Source organism: Mesorhizobium sp. M1A.T.Ca.IN.004.03.1.1 (assembly GCF_003997555.1).
Classification (GTDB): Bacteria; Pseudomonadota; Alphaproteobacteria; order Rhizobiales; family Rhizobiaceae; genus Mesorhizobium.
In genome coordinates this window covers 1-19,821 of sequence record NZ_RZTV01000025.1, presented here as the reverse complement: position 1 = coordinate 19,821, position 19,821 = coordinate 1, and the positions used below count along the sequence as shown (strand labels likewise).

The window sequence follows — 19,821 nt, the reverse complement described above, 5'->3', positions numbered from 1 at the left end:
CATAAGCCGAAGGAATCCTGAGTACGAATGAGCCGCAGGAGGCATTTGACGAACGGGGAAGCAAGGGCCTCGTCGTCCCCGTGGACAGCAGGGCCAACCGGTTCATGAGGAATTTCGCTTTTCCCCAATTTCAGTACTCCTCTTGAAGGACGATCTCTTTTTCTGCGATGTGTGGTTCGGGCGCTTGCGTGGGCGGGGAATGGCTTGGGCGAGCCGATCCCACGCAACAGTGTCCCGTGGCCGACCTCGAGCACGTCCACCAATGCGAGACCTTTCACCGCGGCGCGAACGCCTGCGCCGCGGTTCGACCCGAGGTAAACGCAATGGAAATTCCACCTGCCGCAAGCCGCGCACTTTTGCGGCATCGACGTTATTGCTGCGAAGTGCGCCTGGGCGGGCGGATTTGCCGGTGTTCAATTCCAATTGTCATGCCCTTCGCGATCCTTGCTCAGGAAGTGACAGCGTTTTGAGTTTCGGAAGTCTTGTTTTGCGGAGCCACACAGAGACCCGCGTGACAGGCAGGCTCACCCGTGTAGTTGGCCAGGGCTTGGAGCAACGAGGTGAGGTAGCGCTGTTTGGTTTGGTCCGGCACTGGCTCCGAATGGTCCAGCGATTTGATTGCCACCTCGATCAACTCGATCGCCCGGTCCTTGTTGCCGCTCTCGTAATAATACTGAGCGACCGGAAAGTAACACCCGAATTTAAAGTCTCCATCGCCTTGCGGAGGATTAAGTTCCAGGATCTGTTCGGAGAGCTCCTTGCCCATCGCAAAGCGATCATCATGCGGAAGATGGGAGTTGTCGATCGTGGGATGGAAGAGTTGGTTCAGCGCCATCACCACCCAAGACATCGCTTCGAACTTTTTGTTGATCGCGTCCTCGACCAATTCGCGCATAAGCGGCAAGCCGGTTTTGATGTCGCGCAGCTTGTGAAGCAGAATATCCGCATGAACCCGCCGAAAATCAAAAGAGTCTGGCATCACGGCGAGGCCTTCTTCGATGGCCAATAGTGCCGCTGCCCAATCCTCGTCCTGCATCGCCGGCCCAAGTTTGGCGTATATCGGCTGACTCAGCGACGATTCGCGCACACGCGAGATTCGCTTTGCATCGACGGCTTTCGCTTCATAGCTGCTGCGCCAGCTGCCGTTAAGGACTTTCGGCAAAACGTCATCGAGAGGTGCCGGGTGGCCGATATAAGCGATGTGGCCGTCGCGGTCGACCACGAACGAGGTGGGAATCCCGAACGAAGAGCTGGGTTCCAGCCAGAGCTTTTTCATTTCGCCAGTGCAATCGAACGCTGTCCGATAATTCAGATTCGGGAACTTCTCGGTCAGCCAGGCATCCACGTTGGTCCGCGCTTCGTCCGCGGTTGCAGCCTTTTCGCAAGCTGCGACTCCGATAATCTCAAATCCGCTGTCTTTATATTTCTCCTGCAGTTCGATCAAATGGGGCATGGCGTGGACACATGGTCGGCACCAAGTCGCCCAAAATTCAACGAGGTAGACCTTGCCGGGCCGAAGGCTCGTGAGGGGCTCGCCACGCAGCCAGTTCTCCACTTTCAGCGCAGGAGCCGGGGACCCCATACGCAGTTCCATCTTGGTGTCCAAAGTCATTCCACACCTTTCGTCTCTTTTGTCGCGGAATATTTTCCAGTCAAAATCGGACACGGTCTCGAGGGCATTGCTCCCTCTCGCTTGCTTCAGCGGAGCTCTCACCGTGTTGCCGCACATCAAGCACGGCAAAGGGCATGCCAACCCTTCTTAGCTTCGGCAAGCGCCGGTACCGCCTTGAATAAGCGAGCCCTAACACGGCCAGCTGACGTTAACCTGAATGTCGGCTTTCGACGGCTCACCTTAGCGGCTGCCGTTTAGGAAGGTGAGAGTTTGGCTGGCCCGCTGGCGATAAGACCGGCTTCGGCGTCCTGGAGTAGTCGCACTTCGGCGATGGGGTCGAAAGTGCGGGAGAGGCTCGGTACCCTTGCAGCCACCGCCGCATGTGGCCCGGCGTCATAATTCGCGTCGCGGTTGCCAACGGCGGCGTTGGGCTCGATCCACGTGGCGTTGAGCCCGACAGCACGTAAAGCTGCATCGTGATTGAATGCCCTTTGCTGTTTCACGCCAAGCAGGAGTCGCGCGACGCTACCTTGCTCAAGCGCGAGCAGAGCGATCTGACGCCGTAGGAATATTGCTCGTCCCGCTTTTGCCGCCAGAGGCGGAAATCTTTCCTGAATGCCACCGCCGATCATCAATATCGACGAATCATATCCCGCTGCCCATTTGTTCGACTCCGAGGTCGGGCCAGCACTCCGTCAAGGGACGGTTGATGAACCCTAGATGCTCGGGATTGGCGCATGGCGCGCGCCGCAGAAGGCTGTCAAGGATGCGGCGCGCTCGCCAGGCCAGCAGCCCAAAGTTCGGATCAGCCAGCCCGCGCTGTCCAAGGCAGGCGTTCTGAACGAAAAGGCGTCGGTCTCGCGGTCCGTCCCAGTACACCGAAAAATCCTCGCCGATGGCGAGCTCATTGCCGATCTGTTCGAGGCGATCTGCGATCGGTTCTAGGAAACCCGGCAGCGGTTTCTCGTACCCGGTGGCCAGGATGACGATATCGGCGGTTACTTCTCCGATGTTGTCCAAGCCGCGTTGCAGCGTGAGCCTGTGCCCTGCTCCGGCATTGATGCAGCGCGACACGTTGCAACTTGGCCGCAATGTGATCTCGCATTGGTGTGGCTCGAGAAAGGCGTGGTGGTAGAGCGCCTGATAGACCGCGCGCAACTTGCTTTCTGAAATGCCCTCGGAGGCAAGCGCGAAACGCCGCAGGAACAGCTGTCGATGCACCTCGCTCATCGCAGCAAAACGATCCGAGAAGCATGGCGTGAACAGCCCGTTTGTGAACGCGTGGTCGTCGAAAGGCATCTCGCGCGTCAAGACCCATGTGATCGCCGCGGGCCGCCGTTCTTTCGGCCGGCCGACAAGGTGCAGTAGCAGCTCGGCTCCCGACTGTCCGCCGCCAACAACGCAGACATGCTTTTTTTGCACCTCAGGATTGATGTGGGCCAACTCAGATGAGTGGAACAGGTTGGGTCCAGTCCAGCCATGAAACTGAGGCGGAATTTGCGCCTGCTTGCCTATGTCGATGACGAGGTTTCTTGCATCAAGGACCGCGTTGTCCGTCCGCACGCGAAACTCGCCGTCAAAGCGGATTTCGCGAACGGCCTCGCCGCCACGGACAAGCGGATTCTTCTGGAACGCCCAGTTGAGATATTGGGCGAACTCGGCTCTAAGCACCCCGTGAAATTGCGCATTGAGGAAATTGTAAAGACGCCCGTTCTCGTGGAGGTAGTTTACGAATGTGTAGGCTGATCGCGGATTGACCAGAGTAACCAGATCCTGGAAGTGGCCGACCTGGAGCTCCGCGCAATCGAAAGCGCTGCCTGGATGTCCTCGGAAATCGACCTCCCGGTCCAGGAACAGTGCCCCTTGCGCAATCTCTTCCTGTATCTGACACGCAAGGCTCAAATTAGATGGTCCAGCACCCACACCAATACAAAAGAGGTCCACTTATCCTTACTCCTCTAGGAGTGTTTTCCAACTCAGCGGCATGTTGACGTCGATTGCCGGGCATTGAGCAATGCGAACCTCACAGGCATGCTTGAGCCGCGGTCCCGACTGAGAGGACAGCAAAAGCGTGTGCCGCCTTCCAGGTCTTGGGCTCAATGTCGGCGGCATCGACAGCGGCGCGGCGTGATCCGAACCCAAGAGCAGAAGGAAAGTGTGTGATGCTGTCGCGCGGCTCTTCCGGATCTTACGGCGGCTTCTAGCGCCGGCCTCCACCCCAGGAGTGGCTGTTTCCCTGCCACGACGGAAGCGGCTCTTTCTTTCGAGGGGCGTAACCATGGATAACGGCTCTTAATGCTTTCGGAGACTCCCATGCATGCGGCGTGCCGGATAAAGACCTGTCAAACCAACGAGTTCGCGCAGTTCCAGCTCGTCTGGAATCCGACATTGTCGCACGCCCGACGATCGGGCAGGGGAAGCTCCGCGGCAGCGGCCCTTGCACACCGCAGGCTGACAGGGACAGCCGCCGATTTGACGCGCGTCCGGGTACTGATAAGGGGCCTTCCAACAGGGTTCGCGCACGAGGCGGGGTCTCCTGGTACACCCGCCCTGTGGCTTGGCTGCGGTCTGCTGCAGCCGTTCGTCTTTACTGCCCGTTGCGGACGATCTCGCACGAGTTGGTTCACGAGAGCGTCGTGAAGCAGTCGAGGCGTCCGGTTTGGCTCTGACAAGCGTCGCAAGATGTTCGCGGATCCAGCCATGTCTCCGCAATCCGACCGGTAACCGACGACGACTTCGGACTGGTTGGCGGTCCTACGACCTGATCGGTGTTCCTACGGAGCTGATCAGCGAGCCAAAAACAGCGGCAATGTGGTCTTCCCAAAGCTCCAGCTCGGCGGACCGCCGAAAATCCGCTCACGCAGCCCACGGCTGCCATAAGCACCCATAACCATCATGTCAGCACAGATGTCGTTCGCGTGCTGGGTCAGCACTGTGCCCGCCGATTTGCCGGCGCTCTTAAGCAGGTCAACGGAGACCCGAGCACCGTGCCGAGTAAGATAGGCAGCGATGTCAGCTCCAGACTGCGCGCCTTTCCCGTTGTTTTGCGCCTTTGGATCGACCATAGCGACACAGACTTCCTTGGCAGCGGATAGGATACTAAGAGCTTCCCGAACCGCACGCGAGGCCTCTACACGCGAATCCCAGCCGACCAGCACGCGTCGAGGCGACAGCGTCGCCTTAACGCCCTTCGGCACGATGAGCACCGGCTTTCCGCTATCGAACAAGCAGCCGTTGACAACAGGAGGTCCGAGAGTCTCATCGTTGAGGAGGTCTCCTCCAACGATCGTCAGGTCAGCGCAGAGCGCCCGCTGTCGTGCCACTTCACCGAGGCTAGCCGGATCGCAATAGTCGGTGTCAACGTCACAGGAAAGCGACATAGCTTTCAGCCTTTTGAGGATATCCGCGGACCGTCTTTCCATTCTGGTCACGTCCTGTGAAAATTTCTCGATTTGCTGAAATCGATAGTTCGGTACTGCAATTGCCTGTGCACGTCCTGTATTCCATTCGGGGGGCGGAGACGACATCAAGAGCAATGGAGGCGGTATAATGAGTACCGATAGGTGCGCGCCGACCTCGGCACACAGTCCGGCAGCTGTTGTGAGGTCCTCATCAGAATGATCAGCACCCGTCACACTGAATATGCTTTTAAATTCCATTTGCCTGCTTCTCCTGGTCTTCGTTAGGAGCGCCTCAAAGCGGCAACACCGCTCTCAGGAGGAAGAGAGAGCGGCACCACGTTCGATCACCGATTTCAGTCGTCCGGCTTCTCGAGCGAGTAGCCGGCCGACCTGACGGTGCGAATGACGCTGCCGGGCAAGGCCGTTTTCAGCGCCCTCCTGATTCGGCTGATATGGACATCGACGGTGCGTGCACCGACATGAATGTTGGGCAGCCAGGCCGCCCCGATAAGCTCGTCCCGGCTGAAGACCTTGCCGGGGGCCTCAATCATAAGCCGCAGCACGTTGAAATCGATCCGTCCGAGATGGATGTCGTGGCCATTACCGCGAACCCGATGGGCATCGAGCTTCATCTCCAGGCCTCCACAACAAATCCAACTGTCGTTTTCAACCCCGTTCGGACCACGCTTGGTCAGCCCGAGCCTCGCCCGCAGGCAGTCGAGCAGCTTGGCCGGAGCCACCGGCCGCACAAAGCTCTCAACGCCTGCCTTCAAGAGATCGAGGTGCTGGTGCTCGGCGCCAGGCGCGATCAGGGCGATGATAGGCAGGTCGGTGGTGCGCGGTTCCCGCTTGAGGTGGGCGCAAATTGCGGACCCGTTTATGCTGGCTGGGTCGCAATCCAGCACTACGGCCTGAAGCTCCCGTTGTTCGGCCAAGGCCAGCGCAGCCTTCGCGCCGTCTGCCGTCTCACTGCTGAAACCGTCAACCTCCAGTATGTGGCTGTAGAGCAGATAGAACTCGGCATCTTGCGAGCAGATCAGGACCAGCGGCTTCTTCATCGGCGATACCCCAACAACCTGGTCGGCCTCGAGTCCCTGGATCGAGGGGACTGGCCAACATAGTTTCTCGGGTCCGTCATGATGGCCTTTCTCGAAAATCGCGCCCATCATGCCAGCGCCACGTGGGGAAAGGTTTCGATGACTGAAATCGCATCGTCGACCAGCTTCGTACCGGCCGTGGCGAGCTTCAGGAGCGTCTCGAAGCCAAACCGGTGGACATCGCGCAGCGTTTTGGACAAAACGACCAGCCGTCCGGTCGTGAAAAGCACCCGACCAAAACCCTCATGGCTCACCTGGATCATCGGCGATGCCATAAGGCCGCAGCGCTCCTCGATCGCAAGCCCGATGGCGGCGTAGTACTTGTCGAGCCTCCACAGCACGTCGGGATCGGGATCTCCGATGATTGGGATCCCTCGGCGCTGTTCCTTGGTAATGATGAAGTCGCCCAGCAGCTCAGCGTCCGCTTTGCGTTCCCACGAGCCATAGGAATCCTGAGAACGGATCAGCCGCACGAGGCATTTGACGAACGGGGTGCAAAGAGCCGCCTCGTCTTCGGCGACAGCTGGGGGGATTGCGGGGTCAGGCATTGGCGTCCTCCTCTTTTCAGTCCTCGTCCTCGAAGGACGGTTTCTTTTCGGCAATGCCCGCTCGCGCCAGCACCTTGCGCAGCCAAGGCGGAGGACACGTCCTGAGCATCATCTGCGTGCGCAAGAGCACCTGTGGGATCGATTGGGGCTCCGCCACTTTGATCGGGTGGATTTTTGCCGCGACAAGCTTGGCTGCCGAAGGGCCGCCAATTGCCAGACAAAACAGGATCTGACAGCCCTTGAGCGCATCCACCTTTGGCGTGATGCGATCATCGCGCTCGGCCCGATGCTCCCCGCTTTCATCGGACACGTCATCGAAGGCCACGGCTTCTACGAGATTCCATTCCTCGCGCGTCACGTCGTAGACAGCAAAGCGCCTGGCCGACCCGAAATGGGCGTTGAGGTCCTGCATGTCCTGAGTGGCGATCGCAACGCGCAATGCGCCCTTACGTCGTTCAGGCATCGGGGCGAAAACCTCACTACTGACCAGCGAGAGGCGGCGAACAGCGTTCATCGTGATATTTCTCGATTACGGAGTGGATCAAGCGCCTCAGGAGTGGGCGCGTGTTGGTTGGCCTGGAAGATGCTGGCGACCTCGAAGATCATGTCGCGGGTGCCCTGATAGAGAATTGCGAGCTTGTGCTGGCTGCCTAGTCGATCGAAGACCGGGAACCCGATGCGCATGAGCGGAATTCGGAGCCGCTCCGATGCTTGGCGCCCGTGCGAATGCGTGACAAGCAGGTCAGCACCGACGGCAAGACTTTCCAGATCGCCGAGATCGCCGATCTGAACCGAAACCGACGGGACTTTCTCGAGAATTTTAGACCTGTCGGTCGTTGTGACGGCCGCGGCTATCTCGGAGCCGAGGCCAGCAAAGAAGGTCGCAAGTTGGAACAGCTGGTCTGGTTCGGCAGCGATGGCAATTTTCTTGCCGCCGAAATGGAAATGTCCGTCGAGCATCGCGTCCTGCAATTGCGCCCGGCGCCGGCGCACGCGGGCCGGTACCGCCGCGCCCGAAATCGCAGACAGCAGCGACACGAAGCGGTCCGTGTCCTGCAGCCCAGTCAGTGACTGGAACAACACGTAAGGCACGCCGGTCAACCCGTGCAGCGCTTTCGCCGGGCGGCGCATGTGCTCACCGATGGCGATGCATTGCATGGCCGTGCCCAACTCGCGAATGTCTTCGACGCTGGTGCCGCCGTATGTGGTCGCTACCCAGCGGTCAGGAACCGTACCGTCGAGCGAGCCTGAAATGTCGGGCAGAATAACCGGCTTGAGCCCAAAGCTTTCAACCATGTCACGCATATGCTCGATGTCGGCGACAGTGAGGTTGCATCCGGGCAGGATCGCGATCTTCTTCGGCTGCCGCGCACGTTCGCCCGAGCCTGTAATCCCTTTGATCATTGCGGTGACTGCCTTGGCCCAGCCCTCTTCGATCGCGCCGTCAAAATCCGGCGTGTTGGCCAGCACGACCTCCGTACCCGCAAGCTCTTGCGTGTGCTTCAGCTTGATGTTCGCAATATCACTCGCGCAATCTTCGCCACGCGTCTCCACCAGCGCGGTCGTGCACACCCCGATCAGCTTTGGCTTCGTGCGGTTCTTGAGGTTGAGGATGGCTTCTTCAAGATGGTCGGCAGCGCCGAGGATGGTCGCCACCTCATCCATCGCTGTTGTCTGCAATGGAATCGTTTCTTTGAAGTGCCGTACGAAGAGCACGAGCGCGAAGCTTGTGCATCCCTGGCTGCCGTGGAACAGCGGCATCGCGCCGTCGACCCCAAGAAAGGCAAAGGCGGCACCCAGCGGCTGCGACGACTTCAGCGGGTTCACCGCCGCGGATTTGGTCTGGGGAAGGATGCGGGCCATCGGTCGCCTCAACACTCGCTGAACTCGTGTGCCGTCGCGCCGGCGAATTCATCGAACAGGTGCCCGGACTCCTTCTTCGTGCATGGCAGTTCGTCTTTTAGATCAGGCTGGCAATCCCACGGGGCCGGCTGGCGCACCTGAGACCAGACCGGATTGTGAATGGCGAGGTCGATCTGGCGTACGAGTTCCACCATGCCGGCATAGCCGGCATAAGGGTGCTGGCGCTCCTGGTTGATATCGAGCCAGGGCGTCTTGGCCTTGAGCGCAATGAATTGCGTGCGACCGCCCGACAGCATGATATCGGCCCTGTGTTCAGAGAGCATGGCGTACAGCTCGCGCGCAGCCATGTATTCGAACATATGCTTGTCGTGCTTGAGAACTTGTTTGATGCGCTCCTTGTCCTGCACCGTAGATTTCTTGACCGAGGTGCCGACGATCTCGATTCCGATCTCCATCAGCGCACGGACAACCGACCAGGACTTCACACCGCCTGTGTTGAGCAGCACGCGCTTGCCTTGGAGCCTTTGCCGGTAGGATTCGAGTTTCTTCCACGCGATCGCCTCCTGCTGCGCGATCAGCGTCTCCGTGCGCTCGAGGATCTCCGGATCGGCGCCCTTCCTCACCAGCAGCCTGACAAGGTTGCGAAGAGCTTGCGATGTGTCGGAGATGCCATAGAAGGAGCCCTCGAAGAACGGGATGTCCCAGCGCTCCTCCATCTTGCGGGCAAGACTGATCAGCGCGGTCGAGCACACGATCATTGCCGCCCGGGCGCGGTGCGCGGAAGCAATGTCGCGGTAACGCGCATCGCCGGGAATGCAGGCGCGCACCCGGATGCCGAGCCGATCGAGGAGCGGCTTTACAAGCCAGAATTCGCCCGAGAGGTTGAATTCGCCAAGGATGTTGATGTCGTAGGGCCCGGGGTCGTCGGGTTCGACCGTGCCGATGACATGATCGAGCAACGCCTCGGCGGCGAGCTTGTTGCCGAGGTTCTTGGAGCCTGCCAGGCCAGGCGCATTGATCGGCACCACGGCCAAACCGAACTTTTCCGTGGCGCGTTTGCACACGGCCTCGATGTCGTCACCGATCAGCGCCGTTACGCAAGTTGAGTAGACGAAGATCGCCGGCGGCGCGTATGTGTGCTTGATCTCGCGGATCGCCTTGAAGAGTTTCCGCTCGCCCTGCCCCATCACCAGGTCGAGTTCGGTGAGGTCGGTCGTGAAGCTTGTCCGCCACAAGGTCGGCCCTGACGAAACCGCACCACGGTTGTCCCAAGAATTGCCCTCGCAGGCGAGCGGCGCATGGACCAGATGCGCAACGTCGGTGATCGGCTGCAGGACGATCTTGGCTCCGTCAAAGGCGCAGCCGCCGGCTGCCGCCCCTGGTGTCAGCGACTTCGAGCAGCCCTCCTTGCGCGCCTTGGCATCTTTGCCACGGTTCTTATCGCAGGCGGGCTCATCGAAGGCGTCCTTGATTTTGGCGCTGAGGGAGGACATCGCTCAGCCTCCCCAGTCCATTGGGCAAGGAATGGCCTCGGCGAAAAGCCGGCCACGGCTCTTAGCGCGTGAGGTCATAGGAATAATCCGTCACACCCGTCTCGCTCGTCTCGCGATCGAGTTTGTCGAAGATCTTGTCGAGGATCGTCGTCAGCACGCGCAACGCGCCCTGGTAGCCAAAGAGCGCAAAGCGGTGATGATGGTGCCGATCGAAGATCGGAAACATCAGCCGGATCAGCGGCGTTCCGGTGTCGCGCTCCAGGTACTTGCCGTAGGAATTGCCGATCAAAAGGTCCACCGGCTCGGTAAAGAGCAGCGAGCGCAGCGCCCACAGGTCCTTGCCCGCCCAAACCTGGGCAGCCTTGCCGAAAGGCGAGGATGCTAGCAGCTTCTTCAAATCGGCTTCCCATGCCGAGGTGCCATTGGTGGCGAGGCAATGGGTTGGCTCGCCGCCGGTCTCCATGACAAAGCGGGCCATTGCGTGAACGAAGTCGGGATCACCGTAGATGGCGTATTTCTTACCATGCAGCCAGGATTGGCTGTCCGCCATGGCGTCTACCAGTCGGCCGCGCTCGAGGCGAATTGCCTCGGGAATCTCCTTGCCGGAAATCGCCGCGACCTCCATCAGGAATTCGTCCGTCGCCTGAACGCCGAGCGGATAGTGGAACGAGGCCGTCGCCTGCCCGACCTCCTCGCAATAGCCCAGTGTCTTTCGGGTGTTGTGATGCTGCAGCGAAAGCGTTGCCTCGGCGTTGAGGGCCTTCTTCACCTCGTTGATCTTCGTGCCCCCGTCATACATGCGGTATTCACCGTCCGAAGGCGTATCGAACTGGTCAGAGGCATCCTGGATCAATGTATAGGACACGCCCATTACATCGAGCAGGCGCTTGAGCTCCCGGTTGTTGCCGACGCAGAAGCCGTCGAAGCCCGGAATGATGTTGATGGTTCCTTCGATTTGCGTACGCTCCTGACCTTTCCAGAAGTGCTCCAAAATGCCTTTGACCATGTTGTCATAGCCGTCGACATGACTGCCAACGAAGGCCGGGGTGTGGGCAAAGGGCACGTCGAAGTCGCGCGGGACTGAATCTTCGTCCTTGGCGTTCTGGATGAAGCTGTGCAGGTCGTCGCCAATGACCTCTGCCATACAGGTCGTCGACACGGCAATCATCTTGGGGTCGTAGAGCTGGTAGGTGTTGGCGAGCCCGTCGACCATGTTCTTCAGGCCGCCAAACACCGCCGCATCCTCGGTCATTGAGGAGGAGACCGCCGCGGCAGGCTCCTTGAAATGGCGCGACAGGTGCGAGCGGTAATAGGCGACGCAACCTTGGCTGCCGTGGACGAAGGACATGGTTCGCTCGAAGCCGGCGGCAGCGAATACCGCACCCAGCGGCTGGCAGGCCTTGGCCGGGTTCACGACAAGCGCTTTGCGGGCGAGGTTCTTTTCGCGGTATTCCCACGTCTGGGTGAAATCGCGCTGATCGGAAACGATTTCATCGGGGTGCGGACATTCGAAGTTTAGCTTCTTCTCAGCGAGCATCTTTCTGTATTCCGGCTCGCGGAACAGGGGAGCGTGATCGAGAATTTTTTCAGCCGACTGCGGCATGATGATTACCTCTTTTGCATCTGGCTGCGCGGGACGGCAGCTCAGGACGTCAAGACGTTCCAGGCTCCGGCGGATCAGAGGCCGCGGGAGTTCACCGTCTCAGTGGGAGACTGGGGCTGAAGCAAATGTTTATTCGGCAGCCATCGCCCGCTCATCGCCCCGGCTTCTTTTCCAAGGCGCGTGGAATAGGTCCCAGACCGGGTTGTTAATGGCGAGATCCACATCACGTGCGAAAATGGCAAAGCCGTCGTAGCCGTGATACGGGCCTGAATAATCCCAGGAATGCATCTGGCGGAACGGTATGCCCATCTTCTGCACCGGGTATTTTTCTTTGATTCCCGAGCCGACCAGATTTGGGCGAATCCCTTCGATGAATTTCTCCAACTCATAGCCGGTCACGTCATCGTAGATCAGCGTGCCGTTCTTCACGTAGTGGCCGGTGCGCTGATAGTCGTCGCTGTGGGCGAATTCATAGCCGGTGCCCACGATGACCATGCCGAGGTCCTCGTAGGCCGTGACGACGTGGCGGGGGCGCAGGCCGCCGACATAGAGCATCACGGTATTTCCTTCCAGGCGCGACAGGTACTTGGCGATGACCGCATCAACAAGCGGCCTGTACTTGGCAATGACCTTTTCGGTCTTCTCCTCGATTTCCGGCCCAAAATGCTTGGCTATGTTGCGCAGAGAGGCTTCGATCTGGGAGGGACCGAAGAAATTGTACTCCATCCAGGCGACGCCATACTTTTCCTCCATATGCCGACAGATGTAATTCATCGACCGGTAGCAGTGGATAAGATTGAGCTTAGCCTTCGGGGCGCGCTCGATCTCTGCGAGTGTGGCGTCACCCGACCAGTTGCCAACCACGCGCAGCCCTATCTCCTCAAGCAGTATGCGCGAGGCCCAGGCATCGCCGCCGATATTGTAGTCGCCGATGACGTTGACGTCGTAGGGGCCGGCCTCGAACTTGACATCCTTTTTGTCGAAGACCCAATCCCGGATTGCATCATTGGCGATGTGGTGGCCAAGCGACTGCGAGACGCCGCGGAAGCCCTCGCAGCGTACCGGCACGATCGTCTTGTCATACTCCTTGGTCTTTTTGCGAGAAACGGCCTCGGTGTCATCGCCAATCAGGCCGATAGGGCATTCGGACTGCACGGTGATGCCGTTGTTGAGCGGAAACAAGACTTCAATCTCGTCAATGATCTGTTCCAGCTTCTTGTCGCCGCCGAAGACGATGTCCTTCTCCTGGAAATCGGAGGTGAACTGCATTGTCCCGAACGTGTCGACGCCCGTTGTACCGACGTAGTAGTTGCGGCGCTGCGACCAAGAATATTGGCCGCAGCCGACCGGGCCGTGCGAGATATGGACCATATCCTTGACTGGCCCCCACACCACGCCTTTCGAACCAGCATATGCACAGCCGCGAATCGTCATCACCCCGGGAATGGACTTGATGTTCGATTTGACGTCGCATTCGGAAAGGACCTCGCTTTCCCCGCCAGCCTCGTTGCCGCTCTTTGCGACGTTGAGGTGCTTCTTGCGGCGCTTCGCCGCCTTGTCGGGATAATGCGACAGCACCTCTTCGATAAGCTTCGCATGAAGAGCACCGTCATTCTCGTATTCCCGGCTCATGAGTCCCCCTTTCAAGGTTGGGTGACGCCTCAAAGAATAGGCGCCGTTCTCTGCAAGGCGCGCCGATTCATGGCAGCGCTAATGTCACTACTGGGCCGCCGCCTTCGCCGCTTCCTTGGAGTGAAGCTCGGCAAGCATCTGCTCGTCGGTCTTCATGATGCCGAAGTCGAGCAGCATCTCCTCCAGCTCCTCCATGGTGATCGGCGTCGGGATCGTACCCTGGCCCGAATTGGCGTGGATCTTCTCGGCCAGAGCGCGGTATTCCCCTGCCTGCTTTGAGTCCGGCGCGTACTGGATCACCGACATCTTCCTGAGTTCGGCATGTTGGACGATGTTGTCGCGGGGCACGAAGTGGATGAGCTTGGAATTCAATCGGCCAGCCAGTGCTTCGGCCAGATCGAGTTCGCGGTCGGTTTGACGTTCATTGCAGATCAGCCCGCCCAGCCGCACACCGCCCGAATGGGCATATTTGAGGATGCCCTTGGCGATGTTGTTGGCGGCATAGAGCGCCATCATCTCGCCGGACATGACGATATAGATCTCCTGGGCCTTGCCTTCGCGGATCGGCATGGCGAAGCCGCCGCATACCACGTCGCCGAGGACGTCATAGGAGACATAATCGACATCGTCATAAGCGCCATTCTCCTCGAGGAAATTGATCGAGGTGATGACGCCGCGGCCGGCGCAACCGACACCCGGCTCGGGGCCGCCGGACTCCACGCACTTGATGCCTCTGTAGCCCACCTTGAGCACGTCCTGGAGTTCGAGGTCTTCCACCGAGCCTTCCTGTGCGGCGAGATCCAGGACGGTATCCTGAGCTTTCGAATTCAGGATCAAGCGTGTGGAATCGGCTTTGGGGTCGCATCCTACGATGAGGATTCTCTGCCCGAGGTCGACAAGGGCAGCGAGCGTATTTTGGGACGTGGTGGACTTGCCGATGCCGCCTTTTCCGTAAAAGGCGATCTGACGCAGACCTGACATAATAGCTTTCCTTCCTTCGTTCTAATTATCGCGACTGCCCGCGACACAAGTGCCGATAGGCAGCTCGTGCCGCCTCACACCAAGCATCGCAAAAAGCGTACCAGCGTGATCGGCCGATCCCAGAAGAAACTTTGTCATTAAATTCCAGCCGCTTAGACGGCGGCAAAACGCGCGAACGGGCCTTTCAGGCGTCTGTCACGGACACGACAAAGCCGACACAGATTGTCGTGCGCCATCCAAACCGCCGTGTGTCGAGCTCGAAGCGGGAGAATGGGGAAGTTAGCCCAAAGCTGATGGCGAGACCATCGGAAGACATCGGCTCTTGTCTTTCCAGCCTGCCATTGATCGGGCGGTCGCTGGATGAGCAGGAGCCTGGGGCTTGACCGCGGCGCGGGTAGTTCAGGCAGGCTTACAGAGCGGGAACGCCGGCGGCCGATAGACATCCGCGCTTAACCTTTCATAGCCCGTCTACAAGTTGGTTCCGCCGACGCGCTATATGGAAGCCAAATAATTCAGTAGCTTAGCCGAGAGCATTGATTTTTTCAGAAAGATACGTGTTATACGCGTATGAACCGCCGAACCCATGGTCGGCGCCCTCATGCGCGTGAGACCCCGTTGTGGGCGAGGCTCGCGACTGGCTGCACGATCCTAGCCGGCCTGCTTGCCATTGAGTTTGGTCCCGCCGCGGTAGGCTGCGGCATCAAGGGCAACATCAGCTACAACACTGGCAAGAAGATTATCACGTTCTTGGACAGGAATCTTACTGGGAGACACGCATCAACCTATTGAAGGGCGAGCGGTGGTTTTGTTCAGAGGAAGCTGCACGAAAGGCGGGCGGGCGGGCTTCGAGAGGTTAGTGTCGCGGCAGCTTGCAGATCTGCCCACGGGGCCGCCACGATCGCAAAGTGTGTACAAAAGCGCCCTCTCTGCCGAACTGAACAGTGCTCACGGCCATAGCCTCGGAGCCCGACTGGCTTGACCTCTGCATGATGAGAGCAGCTTTTACACCAGGTGCGCAGCACATGTCTTTAACGAACGCATCGTCTTCAAGAATATAGAGAGCAATTCGGAAAACCGAGTAGTTGGCGGCGAAGCTAGGAGAAGGTATACACTACCCTCTTGTTACCCCAGAGTAGAACGTGCAGCTGCGGCAAGACGCGGGCTTCGAACCACCTGTCGCTGGTCACCTTTTCTACCAGCGGTTCCATGCGCATCATATTCCGTCGGACTCGACAGAGACGTCTTCATTACCACGGCGGGGCGGCGTGTGATTGCCGGGTTGCAGACAAACCTCGCCGCGACGTATTTGGGACGAGTGGTGTCGGCACCGAATCCCTATCATTTAGACTAGCCAGCTTGGGGAGCGCCGTCAGACCGCCAGACCGGAAGAGGAGGCTTCGCGCCAACTTGTGCCAAGAATGTTGGACCGTGCGGAACCGCTGGGGCGGCGCTCAACTCTGGCGCAGGATGAAGCGTCGATTGGGTGAATGAATAGGGCGCGCGTTCGACGGGTAGAGTGAGGCAAATCGCTGGATGTCTGCCGGATCAACGTCAACCGGTTCCATCGCCACCATCCACTCGACGTTTTCGGTGCACGGCGGCGTCGTCAGTGAGCCCTCATAAGTCCAATAGCCAAGCGAGGCTGGCAGAAGCCAGTTGGGATTCACCTCGTCGATCGTCACCTCCCCATTCGGCAGTTCGGGAAAGGCCGCAGCAAGGGCAGCAAAGCTGGCATTTGTCGCGCCGGGCGTTAAAAAGACGCCCAGCACGCCCAGAGTACCACTTTGCGTGTCCTTGTGAACGAAATGCACCTCCATCGGGAAGCTCTTGCCCGCCACGTGATGTTCGCTTGGCGCATGGAAATGGAACTGTACCAGTTCGTAGACACGATCGCCGCGGGTCAGCGTGCTGCCTTGTGGCATATTGATTTGAATGGTGTGGCCGTTGTTCACCATATTGCCGCCGCCCTTGTGCCAGCCGATGGCGATATGCGGGATATCCGCCTTGACCGCGCTGTTGATATTGATCGGCGATTGCTGCGTGCCGGCAGAGCATACGAAATTTTCCTTATCCAGATCAGCCCAGTGCTCCGGTCCGACCGGACCGGTGTACCCCCAATGGGCACTGGTCGCTTGGGCGGCTTGAACGCAAATCCGGCATGCGCCGAGCGCAACCAACCCTTTGATCAGGTGACGACGATACATATTACTTTTGCTCCTCTTGCGAACTGATGTTGGTGGCTGCCCTAATGGACGCGTGATGGCCAATCGGCGCGGCCAGTATTGTCCTTTGCAACTGATAGATGCCCGCACGCCTTGGCGTGCTTTCATAAGTGCGGCTGCCGTTTCTCGGCTGGCCGGCTTCTGCAGCCCGCAACGGGGGCAGTTTCAACCAGCTAAACGATAAAAAATTTTAGCAGACCAGCGCTTGACCCCCGCCGCAAAGGCACAGGCGAAGGTGATCACTGCGCGGCTGCCGTTCGCGCCGGAGGCCGCATCGCTATACTTTACACTCGCTGCCCAAGGAGACGCAGGCGACCCCAATACGTTTTCATCGCTACTCCCGACGCAGCCGACCCACGCCACGAAAACGTTGCTATATTTCACGTTGGGCCAATGAGGAAATCGATCTTCTTTATGGAAGGCATTTGCGCAATGGATGCATTCCCATGCTGACAGTCGTGCGTCAGGCCGGACAATGAGATACATCGATAAGAGCTGGACAAGGATGAGGGGATGACGTGCTTGCGACGGAGCAGGTGGGGCGAGAAGGCCAGTTCTTGCGGATTTCAACTTTGCGTGACGACAGCTCATCGGAGTCAAGGTGACACACGCCGGCAGCGGGGTGTCCGGGCGGTTTCCAGCCGCACAATCGCGAGACCGCTGACGCGAACAAAGCTCGGCTGTACTCGGCACGCGAAGAGAGCCTGCCAAGCCGTTGGAGCCCGGCCTTCCGGTGCGACGCAAGCCACAGACTAGACCGCCCTCTTGTTACCCCAAAGCAGAACGTGCAGCTGCGGCAACACGCGGGCTTCGAACCACCTGTCGCTAGTCACCCTTTCGACAAGCCATTCCATTCGCATCATTATTCCGTCCAAGTCGACAGAGGCGTCTTCACTGCCAGGGAGCGGCGGCGTGTGATTGCCGGGTTGCAGATAGATCGGAAGGTGCGGATATCTCGCCGCGACTTCTTTGGCGTAGGCATAGTCACTCTCGTCGAAAACGACGAGCTTGAGCACGATTTGCGGCTTCTCTTGCGCCGCTTCGAGGCATGCATCAAACGCAGCCCAACGGGTCGTCATCTCGCTGGACGGCGGCTTTGGGCTAAGGGTCAGCACGTCAAGATCCGCAAACCACTCCCTCACCACGGAACCCTGCGTTTCCAGTGCAAAACGATAGCCCTCGCGATGGCCTCGTTCTATGAGGGGACCGAACGGCTGAATGGCCGGGTTGCCGCCTGACAAGGAGACCATAACCGGCCTGCCGCCGGAAAGCGCATGGACGGTTTGCCACACGGCATCGATCGGCATCGGTAGCCATTCATGGCGATACTGATTGTCCACCGCGTGAAGGCTGTCGCACCATGAACAGCGATAATCACATCCGCCGGTTCTGATGAACACCGTCGGCAAGCCGATGAGCACGCCCTCGCCCTGGATAGTCGGCCCGAATATCTCGCTCACACGGATTGCGGGATGCATGTCGGTCACGGACGGTATTCCGCCCAAGTTTTCGGTGTTTCGCTAACGCGCACGGCCGCGGTCTGCGGCAGACGTGCCTTGCACCATTCATAGAAATGTCTGGCCAGGCATTCCGCCGTGACCTTCTCATGTCCCAGCACGTCGTTGAGGTGCCGATGGTCGAAGCTCTCGTCAATGTAGCGTTTGAGCGGCGCCAGATCGTGATAGTCGCGCACGAAGCCGTGGGCGTCCAGTTCCTTGGCCGACAGCTCCACTACGACGACATAGTTATGCCCGTGCAGGCGCGCGCATTGATGGTTGGGAGGCAAGGAGGTGAGCTGATGCGAGGCCGAGAAGTGGAATTCCTTGCTGATGTGGAACATTACGCGCGCCTCCTGCGCAGCGCCTCAAGCCAGAAATCGGCGTCCTCGTAGTCGGTGGGATCAGCGTGCCCGGCGAGATGGAACGCTTCGCGCCGCTCGACGCAGGTCCCGCATCGTCCGCAGTGACGCACGCCGCCCTTGTAACAGGACCAGGTCTCAGCAAACGGGGTGCCGTATCTTGCGCCATCCGCAACAATGTCAGCTTTTCCGAGATTCACATACGGTGCATAGAGGCGTATCTGCGCATAGCCGTCGAGCGCGCGGTCTTGCATTGTCTGGAAAGCTTCAATGAAGGCCGGACGGCAATCGGGATAGATGAAATGGTCCCCACCATGCACGGCCGCCGCCACCGCTTCGGCGCTGTGGGCGGCGGCGAGACCGAAGGCGATTGCCAACATGATGGCATTGCGGTTCGGCACCACCGTAATCTTCATCGTGTCTTCGGCGTAGTGGCCGTCCGGCACGTCGATACTGCTAGTCAGCGCTGAGCCGGAAAGGCCACGGCCAATTTCGCCGATGTCGATGATCTGGTGCGGGACCTTCAGTCGCTGCGCGCAAAGAGCGGCGAAGCCCAATTCCTTCCTGTGCCGTTGGCCATAGTCGAAAGATAGAAGGCCGGTGAGTTCGTGCTCCGCTGCCACCATGTGAGCAAGGGAAACGGAGTCCAATCCGCCAGAGCAGACGGCGAGAGTCTTCATCATTGGTATCCTTGTTTTGACCGGGTAAGGCTGCGACCGGAGATTTCTCTGCGCCCCCACTACTCCAGCGACTCAGTTTTGTGAACCGGGAGAATTTGCGCTCAGCCCGATTGGAACGGGAGTGCGTCGCGTCCAACACGCGTGATCAATAAAAGTTGAGCGCTTCAGCAGTTTGTTTCGCATCGCGCCAACTTTCGCAACCTGCTGTCCGATCGTCGACTTCGAGACAAGGTGATGTTCGGCCGACATCGGCTGACTCTTAATTAAGCCGCAGAACACATGTTGGCTTTCTGGCCTTCGCTTGTGCGGTTGGCGAGGGCGACATGGATGCCAGCAAATTTGACATTGGCGACATCCGCCTGGAGAACCCTGCGCGGCGCGATTGAGGCCGCAGGCGAGCCTGCTCTAACTGCCGCCCTACAGTCCCGACTTCAATCCGATTGAGAACGCCTTCGCCCAACCTAAGGCGCTGCTGCGAGCAAAGGCCGAGATAACCATCAAGGCTCTATGGGACTGACGTTGCCCCAGCAGTTTTTGAGTTCGTTTCCGGCGTGGGTTGTGCCCTGCTGGGCGGGTGAAGCGACGGGCGCTGGCGCGGAGCCTTTGGCATAGCGCAGCGCGAGCGACCGTCGCGGATTGAAGGTGCTGGCGAACTTGGCCGGGGTCTGCCAGGGGGGAGTGCGGCCGCGCGGTGTTGTAGTCGGCGTGCCACAGGGCGATGGCTACGCGCGCCTGAGCCAGCGAGGTGAACAGCGTCTCGTTGAGCAGTTCATCGCGCAGTCGGCCGTTGAAGCTCTCGATGAAGCCATTCTGCATCGGCTTGCCGGGCGC

The 19,821-nt window shown here is 59.2% G+C and carries 16 protein-coding genes and 3 pseudogenes; 1 reads left to right on the top strand and 18 read right to left on the bottom strand.

Annotated elements, in window-relative coordinates:
- Positions 1-448: 448 nt before the first annotated feature.
- The 17 genes and pseudogenes from EOD29_RS29990 to queC all read right to left on the bottom strand — a co-directional run bounded on the left by EOD29_RS29990 (position 449) and on the right by queC (position 18,990).
- Positions 449-1,594 carry a TlpA disulfide reductase family protein gene (locus tag EOD29_RS29990; protein WP_063170388.1) on the bottom strand — a complete coding sequence of 382 codons (1,146 nt, stop codon included), beginning with the start codon at positions 1,592-1,594 and terminating at the stop codon, positions 449-451.
- Between the two features lie 272 nt (positions 1,595-1,866).
- Entirely contained in the window at positions 1,867-2,247 is a 381-nt protein-coding gene (locus EOD29_RS29985; RefSeq protein WP_126080606.1) for a hypothetical protein, read from the bottom strand.
- 10 nt (positions 2,248-2,257) lie between these two features.
- The gene (locus EOD29_RS29980; RefSeq protein ID WP_063169368.1) at positions 2,258-3,556 is read right to left on the bottom strand and encodes a SidA/IucD/PvdA family monooxygenase; all 1,299 of its coding nucleotides are present in this window, start codon (positions 3,554-3,556) and stop codon (positions 2,258-2,260) included.
- Positions 3,557-4,398: 842 nt separating this feature from the next.
- Positions 4,399-5,271: a universal stress protein gene (locus tag EOD29_RS29975; protein WP_063169369.1), complete on the bottom strand. Its 873-nt coding sequence runs from the start codon at positions 5,269-5,271 to the stop codon at positions 4,399-4,401.
- Positions 5,272-5,366: 95 nt separating this feature from the next.
- Positions 5,367-6,179 (bottom strand): response regulator transcription factor, encoded by an 813-nt coding sequence (locus EOD29_RS29970; RefSeq protein WP_095489438.1) that lies wholly within the window; start codon positions 6,177-6,179, stop codon positions 5,367-5,369.
- The gene (locus tag EOD29_RS29965) at positions 6,179-6,658 is read right to left on the bottom strand and encodes a NifX-associated nitrogen fixation protein (RefSeq protein WP_024505267.1); all 480 of its coding nucleotides are present in this window, start codon (positions 6,656-6,658) and stop codon (positions 6,179-6,181) included. Before EOD29_RS29965 ends, EOD29_RS29970 begins: the two co-directional genes overlap by 1 nt.
- A 16-nt stretch (positions 6,659-6,674) precedes the next feature.
- The gene (gene nifX / locus EOD29_RS29960; protein WP_063169371.1) at positions 6,675-7,172 is read right to left on the bottom strand and encodes a nitrogen fixation protein NifX; all 498 of its coding nucleotides are present in this window, start codon (positions 7,170-7,172) and stop codon (positions 6,675-6,677) included.
- On the bottom strand, positions 7,169-8,521 hold the full coding sequence (gene nifN, locus EOD29_RS29955) for a nitrogenase iron-molybdenum cofactor biosynthesis protein NifN (RefSeq protein WP_127248719.1): 1,353 nt from the start codon (positions 8,519-8,521) through the stop codon (positions 7,169-7,171). Before nifN ends, nifX begins: the two co-directional genes overlap by 4 nt.
- Before the next feature lie 8 nt (positions 8,522-8,529).
- Positions 8,530-10,014, bottom strand: a complete 1,485-nt coding sequence (gene nifE / locus EOD29_RS29950; RefSeq protein ID WP_024505264.1) for a nitrogenase iron-molybdenum cofactor biosynthesis protein NifE — start codon at positions 10,012-10,014, stop codon at positions 8,530-8,532.
- Between the two features lie 61 nt (positions 10,015-10,075).
- Positions 10,076-11,617, bottom strand: a complete 1,542-nt coding sequence (gene nifK / locus EOD29_RS29945) for a nitrogenase molybdenum-iron protein subunit beta (RefSeq protein WP_024505263.1) — start codon at positions 11,615-11,617, stop codon at positions 10,076-10,078.
- Between the two features lie 129 nt (positions 11,618-11,746).
- A complete protein-coding gene (nifD, locus tag EOD29_RS29940; RefSeq protein ID WP_024505262.1) occupies positions 11,747-13,249 on the bottom strand; it encodes a nitrogenase molybdenum-iron protein alpha chain in 1,503 nt (500 codons plus the stop codon).
- 87 nt (positions 13,250-13,336) lie between these two features.
- Positions 13,337-14,230: a nitrogenase iron protein gene (nifH, locus tag EOD29_RS29935; protein ID WP_024505261.1), complete on the bottom strand. Its 894-nt coding sequence runs from the start codon at positions 14,228-14,230 to the stop codon at positions 13,337-13,339.
- Positions 14,231-15,324: 1,094 nt separating this feature from the next.
- Positions 15,325-15,521 (bottom strand): annotated as a pseudogene (locus EOD29_RS37480) (7-carboxy-7-deazaguanine synthase QueE); the annotation flags it as partial.
- Positions 15,522-15,681: 160 nt separating this feature from the next.
- Positions 15,682-16,434, bottom strand: a complete 753-nt coding sequence (locus tag EOD29_RS29920) for a carbonic anhydrase (RefSeq protein ID WP_063169372.1) — start codon at positions 16,432-16,434, stop codon at positions 15,682-15,684.
- 770 nt (positions 16,435-17,204) lie between these two features.
- The gene (queE, locus tag EOD29_RS29915; protein ID WP_164548811.1) at positions 17,205-17,930 is read right to left on the bottom strand and encodes a 7-carboxy-7-deazaguanine synthase QueE; all 726 of its coding nucleotides are present in this window, start codon (positions 17,928-17,930) and stop codon (positions 17,205-17,207) included.
- Between the two features lie 5 nt (positions 17,931-17,935).
- Positions 17,936-18,292, bottom strand: coding sequence for a 6-carboxytetrahydropterin synthase QueD (gene queD, locus EOD29_RS29910; protein ID WP_063169374.1), 357 nt, complete (start codon positions 18,290-18,292; stop codon positions 17,936-17,938).
- Positions 18,292-18,990, bottom strand: coding sequence for a 7-cyano-7-deazaguanine synthase QueC (queC, locus tag EOD29_RS29905; RefSeq protein ID WP_063170389.1), 699 nt, complete (start codon positions 18,988-18,990; stop codon positions 18,292-18,294). The genes queD and queC overlap by 1 nt, the downstream gene beginning before the upstream one ends.
- A gap of 369 nt (positions 18,991-19,359) precedes the next feature.
- On the opposite strand from queC, the pseudogene EOD29_RS29900 reads away from it, so the two are divergent.
- Positions 19,360-19,501, top strand: a pseudogene (locus EOD29_RS29900) (transposase); the annotation flags it as partial.
- Here EOD29_RS29900 and EOD29_RS29895 read toward each other — a convergent pair.
- A pseudogene (locus tag EOD29_RS29895) lies at positions 19,488-19,821 on the bottom strand (transposase); the annotation flags it as partial. The pseudogenes EOD29_RS29900 and EOD29_RS29895 overlap by 14 nt on opposite strands.

Excerpts from the sequence above, each read along its gene's own strand:
- EOD29_RS29990 (WP_063170388.1), bottom strand. The coding sequence starts at position 1,594 with ATGGAACTGCGTATGGGGTCCCCGGCTCCTGCGCTGAAAGTGGAGAAC.
- EOD29_RS29975 (WP_063169369.1), bottom strand. The coding sequence starts at position 5,271 with ATGGAATTTAAAAGCATATTCAGTGTGACGGGTGCTGATCATTCTGAT.
- EOD29_RS29970 (WP_095489438.1), bottom strand. The coding sequence starts at position 6,179 with ATGGGCGCGATTTTCGAGAAAGGCCATCATGACGGACCCGAGAAACTA.
- EOD29_RS29965 (WP_024505267.1), bottom strand. The coding sequence starts at position 6,658 with ATGCCTGACCCCGCAATCCCCCCAGCTGTCGCCGAAGACGAGGCGGCT.
- nifX (WP_063169371.1), bottom strand. The coding sequence starts at position 7,172 with ATGAACGCTGTTCGCCGCCTCTCGCTGGTCAGTAGTGAGGTTTTCGCC.
- nifN (WP_127248719.1), bottom strand. The coding sequence starts at position 8,521 with ATGGCCCGCATCCTTCCCCAGACCAAATCCGCGGCGGTGAACCCGCTG.
- nifE (WP_024505264.1), bottom strand. The coding sequence starts at position 10,014 with ATGTCCTCCCTCAGCGCCAAAATCAAGGACGCCTTCGATGAGCCCGCC.
- nifK (WP_024505263.1), bottom strand. The coding sequence starts at position 11,617 with ATGCCGCAGTCGGCTGAAAAAATTCTCGATCACGCTCCCCTGTTCCGC.
- nifD (WP_024505262.1), bottom strand. The coding sequence starts at position 13,249 with ATGAGCCGGGAATACGAGAATGACGGTGCTCTTCATGCGAAGCTTATC.
- nifH (WP_024505261.1), bottom strand. The coding sequence starts at position 14,230 with ATGTCAGGTCTGCGTCAGATCGCCTTTTACGGAAAAGGCGGCATCGGC.
- EOD29_RS29920 (WP_063169372.1), bottom strand. The coding sequence starts at position 16,434 with ATGTATCGTCGTCACCTGATCAAAGGGTTGGTTGCGCTCGGCGCATGC.
- queE (WP_164548811.1), bottom strand. The coding sequence starts at position 17,930 with ATGCATCCCGCAATCCGTGTGAGCGAGATATTCGGGCCGACTATCCAG.
- queD (WP_063169374.1), bottom strand. The coding sequence starts at position 18,292 with ATGTTCCACATCAGCAAGGAATTCCACTTCTCGGCCTCGCATCAGCTC.
- queC (WP_063170389.1), bottom strand. The coding sequence starts at position 18,990 with ATGAAGACTCTCGCCGTCTGCTCTGGCGGATTGGACTCCGTTTCCCTT.